Here is a 19837-nt window from a genome sequence, read left to right as displayed (position 1 = left end):
GAGTAGCATGGCCGCATACGATTCCAGGAGTGCGCCATGTCTGTAGCGGTGATTCAAATGGTCAGCCAGAGCGATGTGCTGGCTAATCTGGCCCAGGCCCGTCGACTGCTCGAACAAGCGGCCGCCGGTGGCGCGAAGCTCGCGGTATTGCCGGAAAACTTTGCCGCCATGGGCCGGCGCGACGTTGCCGACATCGGGCGCGCCGAAGCCTTGGGCGAAGGCCCGATCCTGCCCTGGTTGAAACAGACCGCACGCGACCTCAAGTTATGGATTGTGGCCGGCACGTTGCCATTGCCGCCGGTGGATCAGCCAACGGCGAAAGCCCATGCCTGTTCGTTGCTGGTCGATGACCAGGGCGAAACGGTGGCGCGCTACGACAAGCTGCACCTGTTCGATGTGGACGTGGCGGACAATCGTGGCCGTTATCGCGAATCCGATGACTATGCTTATGGCAACGCAGTGGTCGTGGCAGACACGCCCGTCGGCCGGGTTGGCCTGACGGTCTGCTATGACCTGCGCTTTCCCGAGCTGTACAGTGAATTGCGCGCGGCCGGCGCGGAACTGATTACCGCCCCTTCGGCCTTCACCGCGGTGACCGGCGCGGCGCATTGGGATGTGCTGATACGTGCGCGGGCCATCGAGACGCAATGTTATGTGCTCGCCGCGGCCCAGGGCGGGACGCATCCGGGGCCACGGGAAACCTTTGGCCATGCCGCCATCGTCGACCCTTGGGGGCGTGTGCTGGCGCAACAGGATCAAGGCGAGGCCGTACTACTGGCCGAACGCGATAGCAGCGAACAGGCGTCCATCCGGGCGCGGATGCCGGTGTCCAGTCACCGGCGATTTTTCTCGCAGGGCGCCCAGCGACCTGCATCAGAACGACGAATTTAAGGCGTAAAGCATATGAGCGAGTTGTTGTCCTCAGTCAGTGAACACCTGCTGGCGCCCGGTGGCGTCACGATCGAGAGCCTGCAAGGCGTGCTCGGCGACTTGGCCGGGCCAGGCATCGATGCCGCCGACCTGTATTTCCAGGGGCAGATCTCCGAGTCCTGGGCGCTGGAAGACGGCATCGTCAAGGAAGGCAGCTTCAACCTTGACCAAGGTGTGGGTGTGCGTGCGCAATCGGGTGAAAAAACCGGTTTTGCCTACAGCAATGCCATCACACTTGAAGCCTTGGGCGCGGCGGCGCGTGCCGCCCGTTCGATTTCCCGGGCCGGGCAGCACGGCACCGTACAGGCATTCACCAGCCAGGACGTCGCGCAGTTATATGCACCGGACAATCCCCTGGAGGTGCTGACCCGTGCCGAGAAAGTCGATTTGCTCAAGCGAGTTGACGCCGCGACCCGTGCCCTCGACCCACGCATCCAGCAAGTCACCGTGAGCATGGCCGGTGTCTGGGAGCGGATTCTGGTGGCTTCCACCGACGGCGGTCTGGCGGCGGATGTGCGCCCGCTGGTGCGGTTCAACGTCAGTGTGATCGTTGAGCAGAACGGTCGCCGCGAGCGCGGCGGTCATGGCGGTGGCGGGCGGACCGATTACCGTTATTTCCTCGGCGAAGACCGCGCCATGGGCTATGCCCGTGAAGCGTTGCGCCAGGCACTGGTCAACCTAGAAGCCATCCCGGCACCCGCTGGCACCTTGCCGGTAGTGCTCGGTTCCGGCTGGTCAGGCGTGCTGTTGCACGAAGCGGTCGGTCATGGTCTGGAAGGCGACTTCAACCGCAAGGGCAGTTCGGCCTACAGCGGGCGCATGGGCGAGATGGTTGCGTCGAAGCTGTGCACCATTGTCGATGACGGCACCCTGGCCGGTCGCCGCGGCTCGTTGAGCGTCGACGACGAAGGTACGCCGACCGAGTGCACCACGCTGATTGAAAACGGCGTGCTCAAAGGCTACATGCAGGACAAGCTCAACGCCCGCCTGATGGGCGTGGCGCGCACCGGTAACGGCCGTCGCGAATCCTACGCGCACCTGCCGATGCCACGCATGACCAACACCTACATGCTCGCCGGCGAAAGCGACCCGGCGGAAATCATCGCCTCGGTAAAACGCGGCATCTACTGCGCCAACCTGGGTGGCGGTCAGGTGGACATCACCAGCGGCAAGTTCGTGTTCTCCACCAGCGAGGCGTACCTGATCGAGGACGGCAAGATCACCGCTCCGGTCAAGGGTGCGACCCTGATCGGCAACGGGCCGGAAGCCATGAGCAAGGTGTCGATGGTCGGTAATGACCTGTCGCTGGACAGCGGCGTGGGCACGTGTGGCAAGGATGGGCAGTCGGTGCCGGTGGGTGTCGGCCAGCCAACGCTGAAGATTGATGCGATCACCGTGGGTGGCACGGGTTCGTAAGAGGTGAGGCTGCGGGTGAGCTGCGAGGCAGCTCACCCGGTTCGAGAATTAACGCAGACCGCGTTGAGTCTCGTCCAGCTCACGGATGTACTTGAAGATTTTACGGCTGGCAGCAGGAGGCTTGTTTTGCGCCACCTCATGCTGGGCCTGACGGATCAGGGAGCGCAATTGCTGGCGGTCCGCGTCCGGGTAGTCGACGACGAATTTTTCCAGAACGGCATCGTCGCCGGCGATCAGACGATCGCGCCAGCGCTCCAGGTTATGGAAACGTTCGTTGTATTGACGGGTGGAGGCATCGAGTTGATCGAGCAGAACCAGAATGGCGGCAGTGTCCTGATCGCGCATCAGTTTGCCGATGAACTGAAGGTGCCGTTTACGCGCGATGTTCGCGGTGTGCTTGGGCGCATCGGCCAGAGCCCGACGCATTCCGTCGGTCAAGGGCAGTTTTGCCAGCAAGTCAGGCTTGAGTGTTGTAAGGCGCTCGCCAAGGTCAACCAGAGCATGCAGCTCGCGTTTAACCTGGGATTTGCTTTTTTCTCCCGTATCGAGGGAGTCGTCGTAAGAATCAACCATGGTGGCCGTCCGCAAAGAAACGCCGCCATGATAACCAGTCGGGGGCCGCTTGTCCGGCCCGGTCGCTCGATGACCGTTACCGAAAGCAGAATTTGAGTGGAGAACAGCATGAGTGCAGTTGAAAGCGTCGGCCCACAAGCGTTGCCGGCACTGCAGGAACAAGTCGAGCAGATCATCGCTGAAGCCAGGCGCCAGGGGGCCAGCGCCTGTGAAGTGGCGGTGTCACTGGAGCAGGGCTTGTCGACCACGGTGCGTCAGCGTGAAGTCGAAACGGTAGAATTCAACCGCGATCAGGGTTTTGGCATCACCTTGTACGTCGGTCAGCGCAAAGGCTCGGCCAGCACATCGGCCAGTGGTCCGGAAGCGATTCGCGAAACCGTCGCCGCTGCACTGGCCATCGCCAAACACACTTCGGAAGACGAAGCCTCGGGCCTGGCGGATGCCGCGCTGATGGCGCGGGATATTCAGGATTTCGACCTGTTCCACCAATGGGACATCACTCCGGAACAAGCCATCGAACAGGCCCTGGCCTGCGAAGCCGCGGCGTTTGCTGCCGACAGCCGAATCAAGAATGCCGACGGCACCACCCTCAGTACCCATCAGGGTTGCCGCGTTTATGGCAATAGCCACGGGTTTATCGGCGGTTACGCATCGACTCGTCACAGCCTGAGCTGCGTGATGATCGCCGAGGCCGATGGCCAGATGCAGCGCGATTACTGGTACGACGTGAACCGCCAGGGCAATTTGCTGGCCGATCCGGTGAGCATCGGCCAGCGCGCTGCGCAACGGGCGGCGAGCCGACTGGGCGCGCGGCCGGTGCCGACTTGCGAGGTGCCGGTGCTGTTTTCCGCAGAGTTGGCAGGGGGGCTGTTCGGCAGTTTCCTGTCGGCGATTTCCGGCGGCAGCCTGTATCGAAAGTCTTCGTTCCTTGAGGGCACTCTCGGTCAGAAGCTGTTTCCTGAGTGGCTGACCATCGACGAGCGTCCGCACTTGATGCGAGCCTTGGGCAGCGCGGCGTTCGATGGCGATGGCCTGGCAACCTACGCCAAACCGTTCGTCGAAAAAGGCGAGTTGGTGTCGTACATCCTCGGCACCTACTCCGGCCGCAAGCTCGGCATGCCGAGCACGGCCAATGCCGGCGGCGTGCACAACCTGTTCGTCACCCATGGCGATGAAGACCAGGCAGCCTTGCTGCGGCGCATGGGGCGCGGGCTGTTGGTCACCGAGTTGATGGGCCAGGGGCTGAACATGGTCACCGGCGACTATTCCCGTGGCGCGGCGGGTTACTGGGTCGAGAACGGCGAAATCCAGTTCGCGGTCCAGGAAGTGACCATCGCCGGGAACATGCGCGACATGTTCAAGCAGATCGTGGCCGTGGGTAATGATCTGGAGTTGCGCAGCAACATTCGCACAGGTTCGGTGCTGATCGAGCGGATGACGGTGGCGGGTAGCTAAGCCTTCCCGTTACACAAAAAAAAGGCGCGCCACCCATCCGGGTGGCGCGCCTTTTTTTGTGGAACTTTTGATGTTTATTCGCCTTCGTCGAAGTAGTTATTGATCAGGGCTACCAGCGCGTCCATCGCTTCCTGTTCCTGCTCGCCTTCCGTGCTCAGATAGATTTTGGTGCCCTTGCCGGCAGCGAGCATCATCATGGCCATGATGCTTTTGCCATCTACTGTGGATTCAGGTGTGCGTCCTACCCTGATCGTGCAGTCCTTGAACTGGCCGGCGACCCCGACGAATTTTGCAGACGCTCGGGCATGCAGGCCCAGCTTGTTGATGATTTCGATTTCCAGAGCAGGCATCGCGATGTGAATCCTTTAGCTGAGGTCGCGGTGGCGAACCTGGACGTTCTTCAGGGTTTTTTGCAGCGCCTGCCCCAGACGCTCGGTCAGGTAGACGGAACGGTGATGTCCGCCAGTGCAGCCAATGGCAATGGTGACGTAGGCGCGGTTGCTGGCGGCAAAACGAGGCAGCCACTTTAGCAGGTATGTGGAAATGTCCTGGAACATCTCTTCGACATCCGGCTGTGCCGCCAGGTATTCGGCAACCGGTTGATCGAGCCCGGACTGCTCGCGCAATTCCGGTTTCCAGTAAGGGTTGGGCAGGCAACGCACATCGAACACCAGGTCGGCGTCCACCGGCATGCCACGCTTGAACCCGAAGGACTCCACCAGGAACGCAGTGCCCGGCTCGGGCTGATTCAACAGACGCAGTTTGATGGCGTCGCGCAGCTGGTACAGGTTCAGGCTGGTGGTGTTGATCTTGAGATCGGCGAGGTCGGCAATCGGCCCGAGCAGGTCGCTCTCGACGCTGATGGCTTCGGCCAACGAGCGGTTCGCGTTGGTCAGGGGGTGACGTCGGCGGGTTTCCGAGAAGCGCTTGAGCAGGGTTTCTTCGTCGGCATCCAGGTACAGCACATCGCACTGGATATGGCGGTTGCGGACTTCTTCGAGCAGCTCGGGGAAGCGTGACAGGTGGCTGGGCAGGTTGCGCGCGTCAATGGAAACGGCGACCAGCGGCTGTAGCAGCTCGGTATGAATCAAGGCTCGTTCGGCCAGTTCCGGCAGCAGACCGGCAGGCAGATTGTCGATGCAGTAGTAGCCGTTGTCCTCAAGAACGTTGAGGGCGGTGCTTTTACCTGAGCCGGAACGGCCACTGACGATGATCAAGCGCATGATTACTGACCGTTTTGCTCGTCCAGGACAACCTGATACAGGGCTTCGTTGCTTGCAGCATGACGCAGTTTTTCGCGAACTTCCTTGCGGTCGAGCATGCTGGCGATCTGTCGCAGCAGCTCAAGGTGCGCATCGGTGGCAGCTTGCGGGACCAGCAATACGAACAGCAGGTCAACCGGCGCGCCGTCGATGGCGTCGAAGTCGATAGGGGCGTCCAGGTGCATCAAAGCACTGATGGGCGAAACACAGCCCTTGAGACGGCAGTGTGGAATAGCGATGCCGTTGCCAAAACCGGTGGAGCCGAGTTTTTCACGGGCAATCAGCGCCTCGAAGACATCTTGCATCTCCAGGGCCGGCACTTCGCGGGCGATCAGATTGGCAATTTGTTCGAGGGCTTTCTTTTTACTGCCGCCCGGCACGTTCACCAGGGAACGGCCGGGGGTCAGGATACTTTCAAGTCGGATCATGGGTTGGGAGTGTTAACGACCGGTTGCGCCCTGGAGGAGGCTCTGGGTCTTTTCCTTATGCTTTTTGAGTTGTTTATCCAGCTTGTCGGTAAGTGCGTCGATCGCGGCGTACATATCGGTATGTTCCGCGTTGGCGACCACTTCATTCCCGGGAATATGCAACGTGGCTTCGATTTTCTGCTTCAGTTTTTCGACGGTCATCGTGACCTGCACATTAGTGATCCTGTCGAAATGTCGCTCCAATCGTTCGAGTTTTTCGCCGATGTAGGTGCGAAGAGGTTCGGTCACTTCCAGTTGGTGTCCACTGATGTTGACTTGCATACAGCTTCTCCTTCGTTGCCAGTGCATAAAGCGGCAGATCAGATGATCTGCCACTGGAACGCTGTGGCGTGGCCCTACATCAACCGCTTGCGTTCGCTCGAAGGCGCGATCCCGAGGGATTCGCGGTACTTGGCGACGGTGCGGCGAGCCACCTGAATGCCTTGTGCCTCCAGTAAACCAGCGATCTTGCTGTCACTCAATGGCTTTTTCTGATTTTCCGCGGCAACCAGTTTTTTGATGATCGCGCGGATCGCCGTGGACGAGCATTCGCCGCCTTCGGAGGTGCTGACGTGACTGGAGAAAAAGTACTTCAGTTCATAAATGCCCCGGGGGGTATGCATGAACTTCTGGGTGGTCACCCGTGAAATCGTCGACTCATGCATGCCGACCGCTTCGGCGATGTCATGCAGGACCAGCGGCTTCATGGCTTCGTCGCCATATTCGAGGAAACCACGCTGATGCTCGACGATCTGGGTGGCAACCTTCATCAGGGTTTCATTGCGGCTTTGCAGGCTCTTGATGAACCAGCGGGCTTCCTGCAACTGATTGCGCATGAACGTGTTGTCGGCGCTGGTGTCGGCGCGGCGCACGAAACCGGCGTACTGGGCGTTGACCCGCAGCCGTGGCACCGACTCCTGATTGAGCTCCACCAGCCAGCGCTCGTTGTCCTTGCGCACGATAACGTCAGGAACGACGTACTCGGCTTCGGTGGACTCGATCTGCGAACCCGGGCGCGGGTTGAGGCTCTGGACCAGCTCGATGACCTGGCGCAGTTCATCTTCCTTGAGCTTCATGCGGCGCATCAGCTGGCTGTAGTCGCGGCTGCCAAGCAAGTCGATGTAATCGGTGACCAGGCGCTTGGCCTCGGCCAGCCAAGGGGTCTTGGCGGGTAGCTGGCGCAATTGCAGCAGCAGGCATTCGCCCAGGTTACGGGCGCCGATGCCGGCGGGCTCGAATTGCTGGATGCGGTGCAGGACCGCTTCGATTTCGTCCAGTTCGATGTCCAGTTCCGGATCGAAGGCGTCGAGGATTTCCTCGAGGGTTTCGTCCAGGTAGCCCTGATTATTGATGCAGTCGATCAGGGTCACGGCGATCAGGCGATCGGTGTCGGACATCGGGGCCAGGTTCAGTTGCCACAGCAAGTGGCTTTGCAGGCTTTCGCCGGCCGAAGTGCGGGTGGTGAAGTCCCACTCGTCGTCGTCATTGCTGGGCAGGCTGCTGGCGCTGGTCTGGTAAACGTCTTCCCACGCGGTGTCGACGGGGAGTTCGTTGGGGATGCGCTCGTTCCAGTCACCCTCATCGAGGTTATCGACCGTCGGGGCGCTTTCCTGGTAGGAGGGTTCCTGGATGTCGGCGTTGGGCTTCTGTTCGGCGTTGTCGGCCAAGGGGTCGGTGTTATCGAAGTCGTCGCCTTCTTCCTGGCGTTCGAGCATCGGATTGGACTCCAGGGCCTCCTGGATTTCCTGCTGCAGGTCCAGGGTCGACAATTGGAGCAGGCGGATAGCCTGTTGCAGCTGCGGTGTCATCGTCAGCTGCTGGCCCATTCTCAAGACTAGCGATGGTTTCATGGCAGGGGCTTAACACCTTATTCGCCGGCGCACACGCGCCATCCACTACAGGGCGCCGGGGCGCCAAACTTAAGCAAATTATATGCCTGAAACTGAAGGGTTTGCCTAGAGCGCTGTAACAATAAAAGCTGCAAAGTTTTGTTGACAGGTTGCTCCGGCTGGCTCCTGAACATCTTTGAAGCGTCGGGTTTGCCTAGAGCGCTGTAACAATAAAAAAGAGTTGATTTTTTATCGAGACAAGCGCTTGTCGACTGCTCTGGTGCCTCGGTGTCTTACAGGCGGAATTCGTGGCCCAGGTACACTTCCTTCACCAGGTCGTTGGCCAGGATGGTTTCAGCGTCGCCTTCGGCGATCAGTTGGCCGTCGTTGACGATGTAGGCGGTTTCGCAGATATCCAGGGTTTCACGAACGTTGTGGTCGGTGATCAGCACGCCAATGCCTTTGGCCTTGAGGTGGTGAATGATCTGCTTGATGTCCCCGACCGAAATCGGGTCCACGCCGGCGAAGGGTTCGTCGAGGAGGATGAATTTCGGGTTGGTGGCCAGGGCCCGGGCGATTTCCACGCGACGGCGCTCACCACCGGACAGGCTCATGCCGAGGTTGTCGCGGATGTGGCTGATGTGGAATTCCTGCAGCAGGCTTTCCAGCTCCTTGCGACGACCGGCCTTGTCGAGTTCCTTGCGAGTCTCGAGGATGGCCATGATGTTGTCGGCCACCGACAGTTTGCGGAAGATCGATGCTTCTTGCGGCAGGTAGCCGATACCGGCCTTTGCGCGACCGTGCATCGGCTGGTGGCTGACGTCCAGGTCATCGATCAGGACGCGGCCCTGGTCGGCCTGTACCAGACCGACGATCATGTAGAAGCAGGTGGTCTTGCCGGCGCCGTTCGGGCCAAGCAGGCCGACGATCTGACCGCTGTCGATGGACAGGCTGACATCGCGCACGACCTGGCGGCTCTTGTAGCTCTTGGCCAGATGCTGAGCTTTCAGAGTTGCCATTACTGGGCCTTATTCTCGTCGGTTTTCTTCTTCGGCTGGATCACCATGTCGATACGCGGACGTGCCTCGGTGACCTTGCTGCCCGTGGCGCGACCGGCGCTGGCGAGCTTCTTGACCGTGTCGTAGACGATTTTTTCGCCCTGGGTGACGTTGTTGTCCTTGTCGACAACCTTGGCCTTGTCGATCAGTACGACCCGGTTCTGCGCGGCGTGATACTGGATCGTCACGCCCCAGCCCTGAACAGGCTTGGTATCGCCAGCGGTTTGCAGTTGCTCGAAGTACGCCAGGTTGCCCACCGAGGTCACTACGTCGATGTCGCCAGTCGGGGTGCGGGTGATGGTCACGGTGTTGCCGGTCACCTTCATCGAGCCCTGGGTGATGATCACGTCACCCTTATAGGTAGCAATACCTTGCTTGTCGTCCAGTTGGGCATCGTCGGCCTGAATGCGGATAGGCTGCTGTTGATCTTCCGGCAGAGCCCAGGCGCTCACGCTTCCCAGTGCTGCGCCCAGACTGAGCAAAATCGGGAGGGTTTTAACGAGCCTCATACTGTCCTCTTACGTTCGATAGCAGGTGTATCCTGCTTTCTTTCAAATACGCTTTCATTCCCTTGCCAGTCGATACACCGCCAGCGCCGTCGATTCTAACGTCTTGCTCGGTCTGCGCATATTGCTGCTGCGGGAACACGGTCATGCGGGTGCTGGTGATCAGGGTTTTACGGTTTTTCTCGTCGAAGCGCGTGATGCGCACGTCATCGATCAGCTCGACCTGTGTGCCATCAGGGTTGACCTCGCCGTGCAGGCTCTGGACGTGCCACGGGTATTCAGTACCGCGGAACACATTCAGGTCGGGGTTGGTCAGCAATGTCACCTCGGTCGCTTTCAGGTGCTCGACCTTGTCGGACACCAGATCATATTGCAGCTTGCCGTCCGGCAGGTACTGCACGCTGTGGGCGTTGATGGCGTAATAGTCGATCATGCTTTCATCGACCGGCGTTACCGGCTTGTCGAGGAAGCGTTCCGGGCTGATGTTCCAGTAGCCAGCCGCGGCGAATATCGCCGCGATGCAACTGTACATCAGGGTGTTGCGAAATTTTTTGCTCAGCATAGTGGGCTCACAGGTACGCTGCATTGGCCGCATCGAGGCGGTCCTGGGCGCGCAGGATCAGTTCGCAGAATTCGCGAGCGGCGCCTTCACCACCACGGGCGAGGGTGATGCCGTGAGCGTGTTCACGCACGAAGCTGGCGGCATTGGCCACCGCCATGCCCAGGCCGACGCGGCGAATCACGGGCAGGTCCGGCAGGTCGTCGCCGAGGTAGGCCACCTGTTCATAGCTCAGGTTGAGTTGGGCCAGCAGTTCGTCGAGCACCACCAGTTTGTCCTCGCGCCCCTGATACAGATGCGGGATACCGAGGTTTCTGGCTCGCCGTTCGACCACCGGGGTCTTGCGGCCACTGATGATGGCGGTCTGCACGCCGGCGGCCATCAGCATCTTGATACCCTGACCATCGAGTGTGTTGAACGTCTTGAATTCGCTGCCGTCTTCGAGGAAGTACAGGCGGCCATCGGTCAACACGCCATCGACATCGAACACCGCCAGTTTGATCTGTTTGCCGCGTTGCAACAGGTCCGCACTCATTACATTACTCCTGCACGAAGCAAGTCGTGCATGTTCAGGGCGCCGACCGGGCGGTCTTCGCTGTCGACCACGACCAATGCGTTGATTTTATGGTCTTCCATGATTTTCAGCGCTTCGGCGGCGAGCATCTCGGCGCGCGCGGTCTTGCCATGGGCTGTCATGACCTGGTCGATGATGGCGTTGTGGATGTCGATACCGTGGTCCAGTGTGCGGCGCAAGTCGCCGTCGGTGAAGATTCCGGCCAGTTTGCCGTCGGCTTCCAGAATGACGGTCATGCCCAGGCCCTTGCGGGTCATTTCCATCAGGGCATCCTTGAGCAGGGTGCCGCGCTGGACCTGCGGCAGTTCCTGGCCTGCGTGCATGACATTTTCCACTTTCAGCAGCAGGCGTCGGCCGAGGGCGCCGCCGGGATGGGAAAAGGCGAAGTCTTCGGCGGTAAAGCCACGGGCTTCCAGCAGCGCGACTGCCAGGGCGTCGCCCATGACCAGGGCGGCGGTGGTCGACGAGGTCGGTGCCAGGTTCAGCGGGCAGGCTTCGTGCTCGACGTGAACATTCAAGTTGACCTCGGCGGCCTTGGCCAGCGCGGAGTCAGGATTGCCGGTCACGCTGATCAATTGAATGCCCAGGCGCTTGATCAGCGGCAGCAGGGTCACGATTTCATTGGTGGAGCCGGAGTTCGAGAGCGCCAGAATGATGTCGTCGCGGGTAATCATGCCCATGTCGCCGTGGCTGGCTTCAGCCGGGTGCACAAAAAATGCCGTGGTGCCGGTGCTGGCCAGAGTCGCGGCGATCTTGTTGCCAATGTGCCCCGACTTGCCCATGCCGACCACGACCACGCGGCCTTTGCTGGCCAGAATCATCTCGCAAGCGCGTACGAAATCAGCATCGATATGGGGCAGCAGGCCTTGCACGGCTTCTACCTCGAGGCGGATGGTGCGTTGTGCTGATCGAATCAGGTCGCTGGATTGGCTCATGTCAGAAATCGTATAGCCTGAAGAAAAGTCGGCGATTATAACGGTAATGATCGAATCCCTCACGCAAGTTCGTCGCGCATTGTTATTACCTGTTACGGGAAACCTTCTAAATGGGGCTTTCAACCGGTCATTCAGTTGAACATGCCCCGGCTTTGGCCTTGGGCGCGCAGCCTTTGCAGTGATATAGTTCGCCGCCAGTTCGGCCTGCCCGGGAGGGATGTGCTTTTGTCAGAAAGCCAGGCGTCCGAGTGAGAGGCTGCATCGCAAGGAGTTTAGATGAGTGCCGATAACGCCTACGCGGTCGAGCTGAAGGGACTGTCCTTCAAGCGCGGTGCGCGCAGCATTTTCAATAATGTCGATATCCGTATCCCGCGCGGCAAGGTCACAGGCATCATGGGGCCTTCCGGGTGTGGCAAGACCACGCTTTTGCGTCTGATGGGTGCCCAGTTGCGGCCTACCAGGGGCGAAGTCTGGGTCAACGGTCAGAATCTGCCAAAACTGTCGCGCAGCGACCTGTTCGATGCACGCAAGCATATGGGCGTGCTGTTTCAGAGCGGCGCACTGTTCACCGACCTCGATGTCTTCGAGAACGTCGCCTTTCCGTTGCGGGTCCATACGCAACTGCCGGATGAAATGATCCGCGACATCGTCCTGCTCAAGCTGCAGGCTGTGGGCTTGCGCGGTGCCATCGACCTGATGCCCGACGAGCTTTCCGGCGGCATGAAACGCCGTGTTGCGCTGGCCCGGGCGATTGCGCTCGACCCGCAGATCCTCATGTACGACGAACCCTTTGTCGGCCAGGACCCCATTGCAATGGGCGTTCTGGTGCGCCTGATTCGTTTGCTCAACGATGCTCTGGGCATCACCAGCATCGTGGTGTCCCATGATCTGGCCGAGACCGCGAGCATTGCCGATTACATTTATGTGGTGGGCGATGGTCAGGTGTTGGGGCAGGGGACGCCGGACGAGTTGATGAACTCGGATGAACCGCGCATTCGTCAGTTCATGACCGGCGAACCCGACGGCCCGGTCCCGTACCACTTTCCAGCGACGGATTACCGCGCAGATCTTCTGGGGAAGCGCTGATGCGCAGGATTTCATTGATAGAACGCGTTCGCCGCTTTGGCCAGGCCGGCATCGATGTGTTGGCGGTGTTCGGGCGTTCGAGCTTGTTCCTGTTCCATGCCTTGCTTGGCCGGGGCGGAATCGGTGGCGGTTTCGGGCTGCTGATCAAGCAGTTGCATTCGGTGGGCGTGATGTCCCTGGTGATCATCGTGGTCTCCGGGGTGTTCATCGGCATGGTGCTGGCGCTGCAGGGCTTCAACATTCTTTCCAGCTATGGTTCGGAGCAGGCCGTCGGGCAGATGGTGGCGCTGACGCTGCTGCGTGAGCTGGGGCCGGTGGTGACTGCCTTGCTGTTCGCCGGGCGCGCAGGTTCGGCGTTGACCGCCGAAATCGGCAACATGAAGTCCACCGAGCAGTTGTCCAGCCTGGAAATGATCGGGGTTGACCCGCTCAAGTACATCATCGCGCCACGCTTGTGGGCCGGTTTCATTTCCCTGCCGGTGCTGGCGATGATTTTCAGCGTGGTGGGTATCTGGGGCGGCTCGTGGGTAGCTGTCGACTGGCTGGGAGTCTATGAAGGTTCCTACTGGTCGAACATGCAGAACAGCGTGACGTTCACCGACGATGTGCTCAACGGGATCATCAAAAGTATCGTCTTTGCCTTTGTCGTGACCTGGATCGCCGTATTCCAAGGCTATGACTGCGAACCCACTTCCGAGGGGATCAGTCGTGCCACTACCAAGACCGTTGTATATGCCTCGTTGGCAGTACTCGGCCTGGACTTTATTCTGACCGCCTTGATGTTTGGAGATTTCTGATGCAAAACCGCACCCTGGAAATCGGTGTCGGCCTTTTCTTGCTGGCTGGCATCCTGGCTTTGCTCTTGTTGGCGTTGCGGGTCAGTGGCCTGTCCCCGACTCCGAGCACTGATACCTATAAACTTTACGCCTACTTCGACAATATCGCCGGTTTGACGGTCAGAGCTAAAGTGACCATGGCCGGTGTGACCATCGGCAAGGTCACGGCCATCGATCTGGATCGCGACAGTTTCACCGGTCGGGTGACCATGCAGCTGGAAAAACGCATCGATAATCTTCCGGCGGACTCTACTGCATCTATCCTGACCGCTGGCCTGTTGGGCGAGAAGTACATCGGTATCAGCGTGGGCGGGGAAGACACCCTGCTCAAGGATGGTGGAACCATCCATGACACGCAGTCATCGCTGGTGCTCGAAGACCTGATCGGTAAATTCCTGCTCAATACCGTTAGCAAAGAAGCTAAATGAGGAACTGTTAAATGATCTCTACCTTGCGACGTGGCCTGTTGGTAATACTCGCGGTGTTTCCGTTGGTGTCCCACGCCGTGGCGGCGCCTTCCGCGCACGATCTGGTACAGGACACCACTAATCGGATGCTGGCCGATCTGGCGGCCAACAAAGAAAAGTACAAGCAGGATCCGAAAGACTTTTATGCGGCGCTGAACACCATCGTCGGGCCGGTCGTGGATGCCGAGGGTATTTCCAAGAGCATCATGACGGTCAAATACTCGCGCAAAGCCACGCCTGAGCAAATGAAGGCCTTTGAAGAGAACTTCAAGAAGGGGCTGTTCCAGTTCTATGGCAATGCCTTGCTCGAGTACAACAACCAGGGCATCACCGTTGATCCGGCCAAGGATGAGTCGGGCGACCGTACCAGCGTTGGCATGACCGTCAAGGGCAGCAGCGGTGCGATCTATCCGGTGTCCTATACGCTGGAGAAGATCAACGGCGAGTGGAAACTGCGTAACGTCATCATCAACGGCATCAACATCGGCAAGCTGTTCCGCGATCAGTTCGCCGATGCGATGCAGCGCAATGGCAACGACCTGGACAAGACCATCAATGGTTGGGCCGGGGAAGTCGCCAAGGCCAAGGAAGCCACCGACAAGAAACCAGGGCAGTCAGCCCAATGAGTGAGTCGGCAGTCCAGATGGACGAAGCGGGCGAGCTGCGACTCAGTGGCGTGCTGGATTACCGCACCGGCCCTGGCCTGCGCGAGCAGGGCAAGGCGCTGATCAAGACCAGCACGGCCGCGGCGCTGGTGCTCGACTGCTCGGCGGTGACCAAGTCCAGCAGTGTCGGTTTGTCGTTGCTGCTGTGCTTTATCCGCGATGCCCAGGCGGCCGGCAAGGACCTGAGCATCCGCGGGATGCCGGAAGACATGCGTGAAATCGCTCAGGTCAGCGAGATGACCGAGCTGTTGGCGCACCCCTGACACGCATCTATAAAGAAGCCCCCCGTCCGAGTCCTGCTTGGCGGGGTTCGCAGGCGCGGGGCTTTTTTGTATGATGTCCGACCCGCGCGCACAGGGCGCCGAATGAGGTTGAGCATGCAGGCCAACGAAGTTAAGAGCTTTCTTGAAGGAAAGCTGCCCGGAACGAAAGTAGAAGTCGAGGGCGAAGGCTGCAATTTCCAGCTGAACGTGATTAGCGATGAACTGGCGGCATTGAGCCCGGTCAAGCGTCAGCAGCAGGTCTATGCCCATTTGAACCCGTGGATCGTCGATGGCAGCATCCATGCGGTCACTATGAAATTTTTCAGCAGCACGGCCTGGGCCGAGCGCACCTGAGCCCAAGGGCGTCGAGATTCTTATGGATAAATTGATTATTACCGGTGGCGTTCGTCTTGATGGCGAAATCCGCATCTCCGGGGCAAAGAACTCTGCCCTGCCGATCCTGGCTGCCACCTTGCTGTGCGATGGCCCGGTGACCGTGGCCAACCTGCCGCACCTGCACGACATCACCACCATGATCGAGCTGTTCGGCCGCATGGGCATTGAACCGGTGATCGACGAGAAACTCGCCGTCGAAATCGACCCGCGCACCATCAAGACCCTGGTCGCACCGTACGAACTGGTTAAAACCATGCGTGCGTCGATCCTGGTGCTGGGCCCGATGGTTGCCCGTTTCGGTGAAGCCGAAGTTGCCTTGCCTGGCGGTTGCGCCATCGGTTCGCGTCCGGTTGACCTGCACATCCGTGGCCTGGAAGCCATGGGCGCGGTCATTGACGTCGAAGGCGGCTACATCAAGGCCAAGGCACCTGAAGGTGGCCTGCGCGGTGCGCACTTCTTCTTCGATACCGTCAGCGTGACCGGTACCGAAAACATCATGATGGCCGCCGCCCTGGCCAAGGGCCGTAGCGTGCTGGCCAACGCCGCTCGCGAGCCTGAAGTGGTCGACCTGGCGAACTTCCTGAACGCCATGGGCGCCAAGGTTTCCGGCGCCGGTACCGACACCATCACCATCGATGGCGTCGAGCGTCTGCACACCACCACTTATAAAGTGATGCCCGACCGCATCGAAACCGGCACCTACCTGGTGGCGGCGGCGGTGACCGGTGGTCGTGTGAAGGTCAAGGATACGGATCCGACCATCCTCGAAGCCGTTCTGGAAAAACTCCGTGAGTCCGGTGCCGAAATCACCTGCGGCGAAGACTGGATCGAGCTGAACATGCACGGCAAGCGTCCGAAAGCCGTCAACGTGCGGACCGCTCCGTACCCGGCGTTCCCGACCGACATGCAGGCACAGTTCATCTCCCTTAACGCCATTGCCGAAGGCACCGGTGCCGTGATCGAGACGATCTTCGAAAACCGCTTCATGCACGTGTACGAACTGCATCGCATGGGCGCCAAGATTCAGGTCGAAGGCAATACGGCTATCGTTACCGGCACCGAGAAACTCAAAGGCGCGCCAGTCATGGCCACCGACCTGCGCGCTTCGGCCAGCCTGGTCATCTCGGCACTGATCGCTGAAGGCGATACCCTGATCGATCGCATCTACCACATAGACCGTGGCTACGAGTGCATCGAAGAGAAACTGCAGATGCTGGGCGCGAAGATCCGTCGCGTTCCGGGCTAGTACCCGCTGCATGGGCATAAGGACGTGCCCGTTGATTTGTTGAAGTCGAGCCGTTTTCGGCTCGACGTGTGTCCGGCGTCATTTGCGACCGGGCATGAGTACCTTGATAAGGACTGACGTTTCCCATGTTGACCATCGCACTGTCCAAGGGCCGCATCCTTGACGACACCTTGCCGCTTCTGGCTGAAGCGGGCATCGTGCCGACCGAGAATCCGGACAAGAGCCGCAAGCTGATCATTCCCACGACCCAGGAAGATGTACGCCTGCTGATCGTGCGTGCCACCGATGTGCCGACCTATGTCGAACATGGTGCTGCCGACCTCGGCGTCGCTGGTAAAGATGTGCTGATGGAATACGGCGGCCAGGGCCTGTACGAGCCGCTGGACCTGCAAATTGCCCAGTGCAAGCTGATGACTGCAGGCAAGGTCGGCGCGGTCGAGCCCAAGGGCCGCCTGCGTATCGCTACCAAGTTCGTCAACGTTGCCAAGCGCTACTACGCCGAACAGGGCCGTCAGGTCGACATCATCAAGCTCTACGGCTCGATGGAACTGGCACCTCTGATCGGCCTGGCCGACAAGATCATCGACGTGGTCGACACCGGCAACACACTGCGGGCCAACGGCCTGGAGCCACAGGATTTCATCGCGGCCATCAGCTCCCGACTGATCGTCAACAAGGCTTCGATGAAAATGCAGCACGCCCGTATCCAGGCGTTGATCGACACCCTGCGCAAGGCAGTGGAGTCTCGACACCGCGGCTGATTCACCCGCGCGACGTTAAGTCGCGCCCGTCTATCCGCCTCATAGCCAGAATTCTCAGGTGCCCAAGCGGATGGAGTGCTAGCTTCGGGCGCCTGAGTTTTTTGCCAATCCTATGAGGCTCTCGCTATGACCGCACCGACTGCAATTCGCCGACTCAACGCTGCTGACCCGGATTTTGCGCATCATCTGGATCATCTGCTGAGCTGGGAAAGTGTGTCTGACGACTCGGTCAATCAGCGAGTGCTGGACATCATCAAGGCCGTGCGTGAGCGTGGCGACGCGGCACTGGTGGACTTCACCCGTCAGTTCGACGGCCTGGACGTGAAGTCCATGGCCGACCTGATCCTGCCGCGTGAGCGTCTGGAACTGGCGCTCACCCGCATCTCCGTGGCCCAACGCGAAGCCCTGGAAGTCGCCGCGGCTCGTGTGCGCAGCTACCACGAAAAACAGAAGCAGGACTCCTGGAGCTATACCGAAGCCGACGGCACCGTGCTGGGCCAGAAAGTCACGCCGCTGGATCGCGCCGGCCTGTACGTACCGGGCGGCAAGGCATCGTACCCGTCGTCGGTGCTGATGAACGCGATTCCAGCCAAGGTCGCTGGCGTCACTGAAGTGGTCATGGTCGTGCCGACCCCGCGCGGTGAAATCAACGAGCTTGTGCTGGCAGCGGCCTGCATCGCCGGTGTCGACCGCGTGTTCACCATTGGCGGTGCTCAGGCCGTTGCCGCATTGGCTTACGGTACCGAAAGCGTGCCGAAGGTCGACAAGGTGGTCGGTCCGGGCAACATCTATGTCGCCACCGCCAAGCGCCACGTGTTTGGCCAGGTCGGAATCGACATGATCGCCGGCCCTTCGGAAATCCTTGTGGTGTGCGACGGCCAGACCGATCCGGACTGGATCGCCATGGATCTTTTCTCCCAGGCCGAGCACGACGAAGACGCCCAGGCCATTCTGGTCAGCCCCGACGCCGAGTTCCTCGACAAGGTCGCCGCCAGCATCGCCAGGCTGATGCCGACCATGGAGCGCGCCGCGATCATTGAAACCTCGATCAATGGCCGTGGTGCACTGATCAAGGTGCGTGACATGGAGCAAGCCATCGAAGTCGCCAACCGCATCGCGCCGGAGCACCTCGAATTGTCCGTTGCCGATCCTCACGCCTGGCTGCCGCAGATCCGCCACGCTGGCGCGATCTTCATGGGCCGTCACACGTCCGAAGCCCTGGGTGATTACTGCGCAGGCCCGAACCACGTGTTGCCGACCTCCGGCACTGCGCGCTTCTCTTCGCCGCTGGGTGTGTACGACTTCCAGAAACGCTCGTCGATCATCTTCTGCTCCGAGCAGGGCGCGTCCGAGTTGGGCAAAACCGCTTCCGTGCTGGCCCGTGGCGAGTCGCTGACCGCGCACGCCCGTAGTGCCGAATATCGCATCGTTGACGACAAGCAGGGGAACTGAACATGAGTAAATTCTGGAGCCCGTTCGTCAAGAATCTGGTGCCTTACGTCCCGGGTGAGCAGCCGAAGCTGGCAAAGCTGGTGAAGCTCAACACCAACGAAAACCCGTACGGCCCATCGCCAAAAGCCCTTGCGGCGATGCAAACCGAACTGAATGACAACCTGCGTCTGTACCCGGACCCGAACAGCGATCTGCTCAAGCAAGCCGTCGCCAGGTACTACGGCGTACAAGGCAATCAGGTGTTCCTCGGCAACGGTTCAGACGAAGTGCTGGCGCACATCTTCCACGGTTTGCTGCAGCACGATCAGCCGCTGCTGTTCCCGGACATCAGCTACAGCTTCTACCCGGTCTACTGCGGGTTGTACGGCATCAAGTTCGATGCGGTGCCGCTGGACGAGCAGTTCCAGATCAACCCGGCGGACTACGCCAAACCGAACGGCGGGATCATTTTCCCCAACCCGAACGCACCGACCGGTTGCCTGTTGGCACTGGAAGCTGTGGAGCAGATTCTCAAGGCCAGCCCGGATTCGGTGGTGGTGGTCGACGAGGCTTACATCGATTTCGGCGGCGAGACGGCAATCACGCTGGTCGATCGTTATCCGAACCTGCTGGTGACCCAGACCCTGTCCAAGTCCCGTTCCCTGGCCGGTCTGCGGGTTGGCCTGGCGGTCGGGCATCCGGACCTGATCGAGGCGCTGGAGCGGATCAAGAACAGTTTCAACTCCTATCCGCTGGATCGCATGGCCAATGTCGGCGCTGCCGCCGCGTTCGACGATCGCGAGTATTTCGACAAGACCTGCCGGTTGGTGATCGAGAATCGCGAGAAGGTCGTTGCACAGCTAGAGGAGAAGGGTTTTGAAGTGCTGCCATCGGCGGCGAACTTCATCTTCGCTCGCCACCCCCGGCACGATGCGGCGGGGCTTGCGGCGAAGTTGCGTGAGCAAGGCGTGATCGTCCGGCACTTCAAGCAGGAACGGATTGCCCAGTTCCTGCGGATATCCATCGGCACGCCAGAGCAGAATCAGGCGCTGATCGACGGACTAGGCGACCTCTAAACCACCACTGCCCCCTGTAGGAGCGAGCCTGCTCGCGATGGTGTGT

At 60.1% G+C, this 19837-nt stretch carries 24 protein-coding genes; 13 read left to right on the top strand and 11 right to left on the bottom strand.

Annotation, left to right across the window (positions count from 1 at the left end; all coding sequences use genetic code 11):
• Positions 1-36 precede the first annotated feature (36 nt).
• Positions 37-891 (top strand): carbon-nitrogen hydrolase family protein, encoded by an 855-nt coding sequence (locus AC1DU9_RS19045; RefSeq protein ID WP_223458693.1) that lies wholly within the window; start codon positions 37-39, stop codon positions 889-891.
• 12 nt (positions 892-903) lie between these two features.
• A complete protein-coding gene (gene tldD / locus AC1DU9_RS19040; protein ID WP_046040036.1) occupies positions 904-2346 on the top strand; it encodes a metalloprotease TldD in 1443 nt (480 codons plus the stop codon).
• 48 nt (positions 2347-2394) lie between these two features.
• On the opposite strand, the gene yjgA is transcribed toward tldD, so the two are convergent.
• Positions 2395-2919, bottom strand: coding sequence for a ribosome biogenesis factor YjgA (gene yjgA / locus AC1DU9_RS19035; protein ID WP_108218197.1), 525 nt, complete (start codon positions 2917-2919; stop codon positions 2395-2397).
• Positions 2920-3027: 108 nt separating this feature from the next.
• Between yjgA and pmbA the strand changes: the two genes are divergently transcribed.
• A complete protein-coding gene (gene pmbA / locus AC1DU9_RS19030) occupies positions 3028-4374 on the top strand; it encodes a metalloprotease PmbA (protein ID WP_008018721.1) in 1347 nt (448 codons plus the stop codon).
• 74 nt (positions 4375-4448) lie between these two features.
• Here the strand turns inward: pmbA and AC1DU9_RS19025 are convergent, their stop codons facing one another.
• The 10 genes from AC1DU9_RS19025 to AC1DU9_RS18980 form a co-directional block, all read right to left on the bottom strand.
• Positions 4449-4724 carry an HPr family phosphocarrier protein gene (locus tag AC1DU9_RS19025; RefSeq protein WP_223458695.1) on the bottom strand — a complete coding sequence of 92 codons (276 nt, stop codon included), beginning with the start codon at positions 4722-4724 and terminating at the stop codon, positions 4449-4451.
• Positions 4725-4739: 15 nt separating this feature from the next.
• Complete coding sequence (gene rapZ / locus AC1DU9_RS19020) at positions 4740-5597, bottom strand: RNase adapter RapZ (RefSeq protein WP_223458698.1); 858 nt, start codon at positions 5595-5597, stop codon at positions 4740-4742.
• 2 nt (positions 5598-5599) lie between these two features.
• Positions 5600-6064 (bottom strand): PTS IIA-like nitrogen regulatory protein PtsN, encoded by a 465-nt coding sequence (gene ptsN, locus AC1DU9_RS19015; protein ID WP_223458700.1) that lies wholly within the window; start codon positions 6062-6064, stop codon positions 5600-5602.
• Between the two features lie 12 nt (positions 6065-6076).
• Complete coding sequence (gene hpf / locus AC1DU9_RS19010) at positions 6077-6385, bottom strand: ribosome hibernation-promoting factor, HPF/YfiA family (RefSeq protein WP_108218201.1); 309 nt, start codon at positions 6383-6385, stop codon at positions 6077-6079.
• 74 nt (positions 6386-6459) lie between these two features.
• On the bottom strand, positions 6460-7953 hold the full coding sequence (locus AC1DU9_RS19005) for an RNA polymerase factor sigma-54 (protein WP_223458703.1): 1494 nt from the start codon (positions 7951-7953) through the stop codon (positions 6460-6462).
• Between the two features lie 272 nt (positions 7954-8225).
• On the bottom strand, positions 8226-8951 hold the full coding sequence (gene lptB / locus AC1DU9_RS19000) for an LPS export ABC transporter ATP-binding protein (protein ID WP_008054366.1): 726 nt from the start codon (positions 8949-8951) through the stop codon (positions 8226-8228).
• A complete protein-coding gene (gene lptA, locus AC1DU9_RS18995; RefSeq protein WP_007986700.1) occupies positions 8951-9499 on the bottom strand; it encodes a lipopolysaccharide transport periplasmic protein LptA in 549 nt (182 codons plus the stop codon). The genes lptB and lptA overlap by 1 nt, the downstream gene beginning before the upstream one ends.
• The gene (lptC, locus tag AC1DU9_RS18990) at positions 9486-10058 is read right to left on the bottom strand and encodes an LPS export ABC transporter periplasmic protein LptC (protein ID WP_477810616.1); all 573 of its coding nucleotides are present in this window, start codon (positions 10056-10058) and stop codon (positions 9486-9488) included. The genes lptA and lptC overlap by 14 nt, the downstream gene beginning before the upstream one ends.
• 7 nt (positions 10059-10065) lie before the next feature.
• Positions 10066-10590, bottom strand: coding sequence for a KdsC family phosphatase (locus AC1DU9_RS18985; protein ID WP_007970265.1), 525 nt, complete (start codon positions 10588-10590; stop codon positions 10066-10068).
• Positions 10590-11564, bottom strand: a complete 975-nt coding sequence (locus AC1DU9_RS18980) for a KpsF/GutQ family sugar-phosphate isomerase (protein ID WP_223458707.1) — start codon at positions 11562-11564, stop codon at positions 10590-10592. The genes AC1DU9_RS18985 and AC1DU9_RS18980 overlap by 1 nt, the downstream gene beginning before the upstream one ends.
• A gap of 276 nt (positions 11565-11840) precedes the next feature.
• On the opposite strand from AC1DU9_RS18980, the gene AC1DU9_RS18975 reads away from it, so the two are divergent.
• The 10 genes from AC1DU9_RS18975 to hisC all read left to right on the top strand — a co-directional run bounded on the left by AC1DU9_RS18975 (position 11841) and on the right by hisC (position 19791).
• Complete coding sequence (locus AC1DU9_RS18975) at positions 11841-12650, top strand: ATP-binding cassette domain-containing protein (RefSeq protein ID WP_108218207.1); 810 nt, start codon at positions 11841-11843, stop codon at positions 12648-12650.
• Positions 12650-13447: a lipid asymmetry maintenance ABC transporter permease subunit MlaE gene (mlaE, locus tag AC1DU9_RS18970; RefSeq protein WP_223458710.1), complete on the top strand. Its 798-nt coding sequence runs from the start codon at positions 12650-12652 to the stop codon at positions 13445-13447. The genes AC1DU9_RS18975 and mlaE overlap by 1 nt, the downstream gene beginning before the upstream one ends.
• Positions 13447-13914, top strand: coding sequence for an outer membrane lipid asymmetry maintenance protein MlaD (gene mlaD, locus AC1DU9_RS18965; protein ID WP_007970271.1), 468 nt, complete (start codon positions 13447-13449; stop codon positions 13912-13914). The genes mlaE and mlaD overlap by 1 nt, the downstream gene beginning before the upstream one ends.
• Before the next feature lie 11 nt (positions 13915-13925).
• Positions 13926-14579, top strand: a complete 654-nt coding sequence (locus AC1DU9_RS18960; protein ID WP_223458713.1) for an MlaC/ttg2D family ABC transporter substrate-binding protein — start codon at positions 13926-13928, stop codon at positions 14577-14579.
• Complete coding sequence (locus AC1DU9_RS18955; RefSeq protein ID WP_477810615.1) at positions 14576-14881, top strand: STAS domain-containing protein; 306 nt, start codon at positions 14576-14578, stop codon at positions 14879-14881. The genes AC1DU9_RS18960 and AC1DU9_RS18955 overlap by 4 nt, the downstream gene beginning before the upstream one ends.
• A gap of 114 nt (positions 14882-14995) precedes the next feature.
• On the top strand, positions 14996-15235 hold the full coding sequence (locus AC1DU9_RS18950) for a BolA family protein (RefSeq protein WP_108218211.1): 240 nt from the start codon (positions 14996-14998) through the stop codon (positions 15233-15235).
• Positions 15236-15257: 22 nt separating this feature from the next.
• Positions 15258-16523: a UDP-N-acetylglucosamine 1-carboxyvinyltransferase gene (gene murA, locus AC1DU9_RS18945; protein WP_223458718.1), complete on the top strand. Its 1266-nt coding sequence runs from the start codon at positions 15258-15260 to the stop codon at positions 16521-16523.
• A gap of 125 nt (positions 16524-16648) precedes the next feature.
• Positions 16649-17284, top strand: coding sequence for an ATP phosphoribosyltransferase (gene hisG / locus AC1DU9_RS18940; RefSeq protein ID WP_008018703.1), 636 nt, complete (start codon positions 16649-16651; stop codon positions 17282-17284).
• 126 nt (positions 17285-17410) lie between these two features.
• Entirely contained in the window at positions 17411-18736 is a 1326-nt protein-coding gene (gene hisD / locus AC1DU9_RS18935; RefSeq protein WP_223458720.1) for a histidinol dehydrogenase, read from the top strand.
• Between the two features lie 2 nt (positions 18737-18738).
• Entirely contained in the window at positions 18739-19791 is a 1053-nt protein-coding gene (gene hisC, locus AC1DU9_RS18930) for a histidinol-phosphate transaminase (RefSeq protein WP_477810614.1), read from the top strand.
• The last annotated feature ends 46 nt before the right edge of the window (positions 19792-19837 follow it).

The sequence above is a fragment of the Pseudomonas sp. P4_C1 genome (genome assembly GCF_056402155.1).
The sequence above is the reverse complement of the archived record's forward strand: the minus strand, read 5'-3'. Positions and strand labels throughout refer to the sequence as shown.

Excerpts from the sequence above, each read along its gene's own strand:
- AC1DU9_RS19045 (WP_223458693.1), top strand. The coding sequence starts at position 37 with ATGTCTGTAGCGGTGATTCAAATGGTCAGCCAGAGCGATGTGCTGGCT.
- tldD (WP_046040036.1), top strand. The coding sequence starts at position 904 with ATGAGCGAGTTGTTGTCCTCAGTCAGTGAACACCTGCTGGCGCCCGGT.
- yjgA (WP_108218197.1), bottom strand. The coding sequence starts at position 2,919 with ATGGTTGATTCTTACGACGACTCCCTCGATACGGGAGAAAAAAGCAAA.
- pmbA (WP_008018721.1), top strand. The coding sequence starts at position 3,028 with ATGAGTGCAGTTGAAAGCGTCGGCCCACAAGCGTTGCCGGCACTGCAG.
- AC1DU9_RS19025 (WP_223458695.1), bottom strand. The coding sequence starts at position 4,724 with ATGCCTGCTCTGGAAATCGAAATCATCAACAAGCTGGGCCTGCATGCC.
- rapZ (WP_223458698.1), bottom strand. The coding sequence starts at position 5,597 with ATGCGCTTGATCATCGTCAGTGGCCGTTCCGGCTCAGGTAAAAGCACC.
- ptsN (WP_223458700.1), bottom strand. The coding sequence starts at position 6,064 with ATGATCCGACTTGAAAGTATCCTGACCCCCGGCCGTTCCCTGGTGAAC.
- hpf (WP_108218201.1), bottom strand. The coding sequence starts at position 6,385 with ATGCAAGTCAACATCAGTGGACACCAACTGGAAGTGACCGAACCTCTT.
- AC1DU9_RS19005 (WP_223458703.1), bottom strand. The coding sequence starts at position 7,953 with ATGAAACCATCGCTAGTCTTGAGAATGGGCCAGCAGCTGACGATGACA.
- lptB (WP_008054366.1), bottom strand. The coding sequence starts at position 8,951 with ATGGCAACTCTGAAAGCTCAGCATCTGGCCAAGAGCTACAAGAGCCGC.
- lptA (WP_007986700.1), bottom strand. The coding sequence starts at position 9,499 with ATGAGGCTCGTTAAAACCCTCCCGATTTTGCTCAGTCTGGGCGCAGCA.
- lptC (WP_477810616.1), bottom strand. The coding sequence starts at position 10,058 with ATGCTGAGCAAAAAATTTCGCAACACCCTGATGTACAGTTGCATCGCG.
- AC1DU9_RS18985 (WP_007970265.1), bottom strand. The coding sequence starts at position 10,590 with ATGAGTGCGGACCTGTTGCAACGCGGCAAACAGATCAAACTGGCGGTG.
- AC1DU9_RS18980 (WP_223458707.1), bottom strand. The coding sequence starts at position 11,564 with ATGAGCCAATCCAGCGACCTGATTCGATCAGCACAACGCACCATCCGC.
- AC1DU9_RS18975 (WP_108218207.1), top strand. The coding sequence starts at position 11,841 with ATGAGTGCCGATAACGCCTACGCGGTCGAGCTGAAGGGACTGTCCTTC.
- mlaE (WP_223458710.1), top strand. The coding sequence starts at position 12,650 with ATGCGCAGGATTTCATTGATAGAACGCGTTCGCCGCTTTGGCCAGGCC.
- mlaD (WP_007970271.1), top strand. The coding sequence starts at position 13,447 with ATGCAAAACCGCACCCTGGAAATCGGTGTCGGCCTTTTCTTGCTGGCT.
- AC1DU9_RS18960 (WP_223458713.1), top strand. The coding sequence starts at position 13,926 with ATGATCTCTACCTTGCGACGTGGCCTGTTGGTAATACTCGCGGTGTTT.
- AC1DU9_RS18955 (WP_477810615.1), top strand. The coding sequence starts at position 14,576 with ATGAGTGAGTCGGCAGTCCAGATGGACGAAGCGGGCGAGCTGCGACTC.
- AC1DU9_RS18950 (WP_108218211.1), top strand. The coding sequence starts at position 14,996 with ATGCAGGCCAACGAAGTTAAGAGCTTTCTTGAAGGAAAGCTGCCCGGA.
- murA (WP_223458718.1), top strand. The coding sequence starts at position 15,258 with ATGGATAAATTGATTATTACCGGTGGCGTTCGTCTTGATGGCGAAATC.
- hisG (WP_008018703.1), top strand. The coding sequence starts at position 16,649 with ATGTTGACCATCGCACTGTCCAAGGGCCGCATCCTTGACGACACCTTG.
- hisD (WP_223458720.1), top strand. The coding sequence starts at position 17,411 with ATGACCGCACCGACTGCAATTCGCCGACTCAACGCTGCTGACCCGGAT.
- hisC (WP_477810614.1), top strand. The coding sequence starts at position 18,739 with ATGAGTAAATTCTGGAGCCCGTTCGTCAAGAATCTGGTGCCTTACGTC.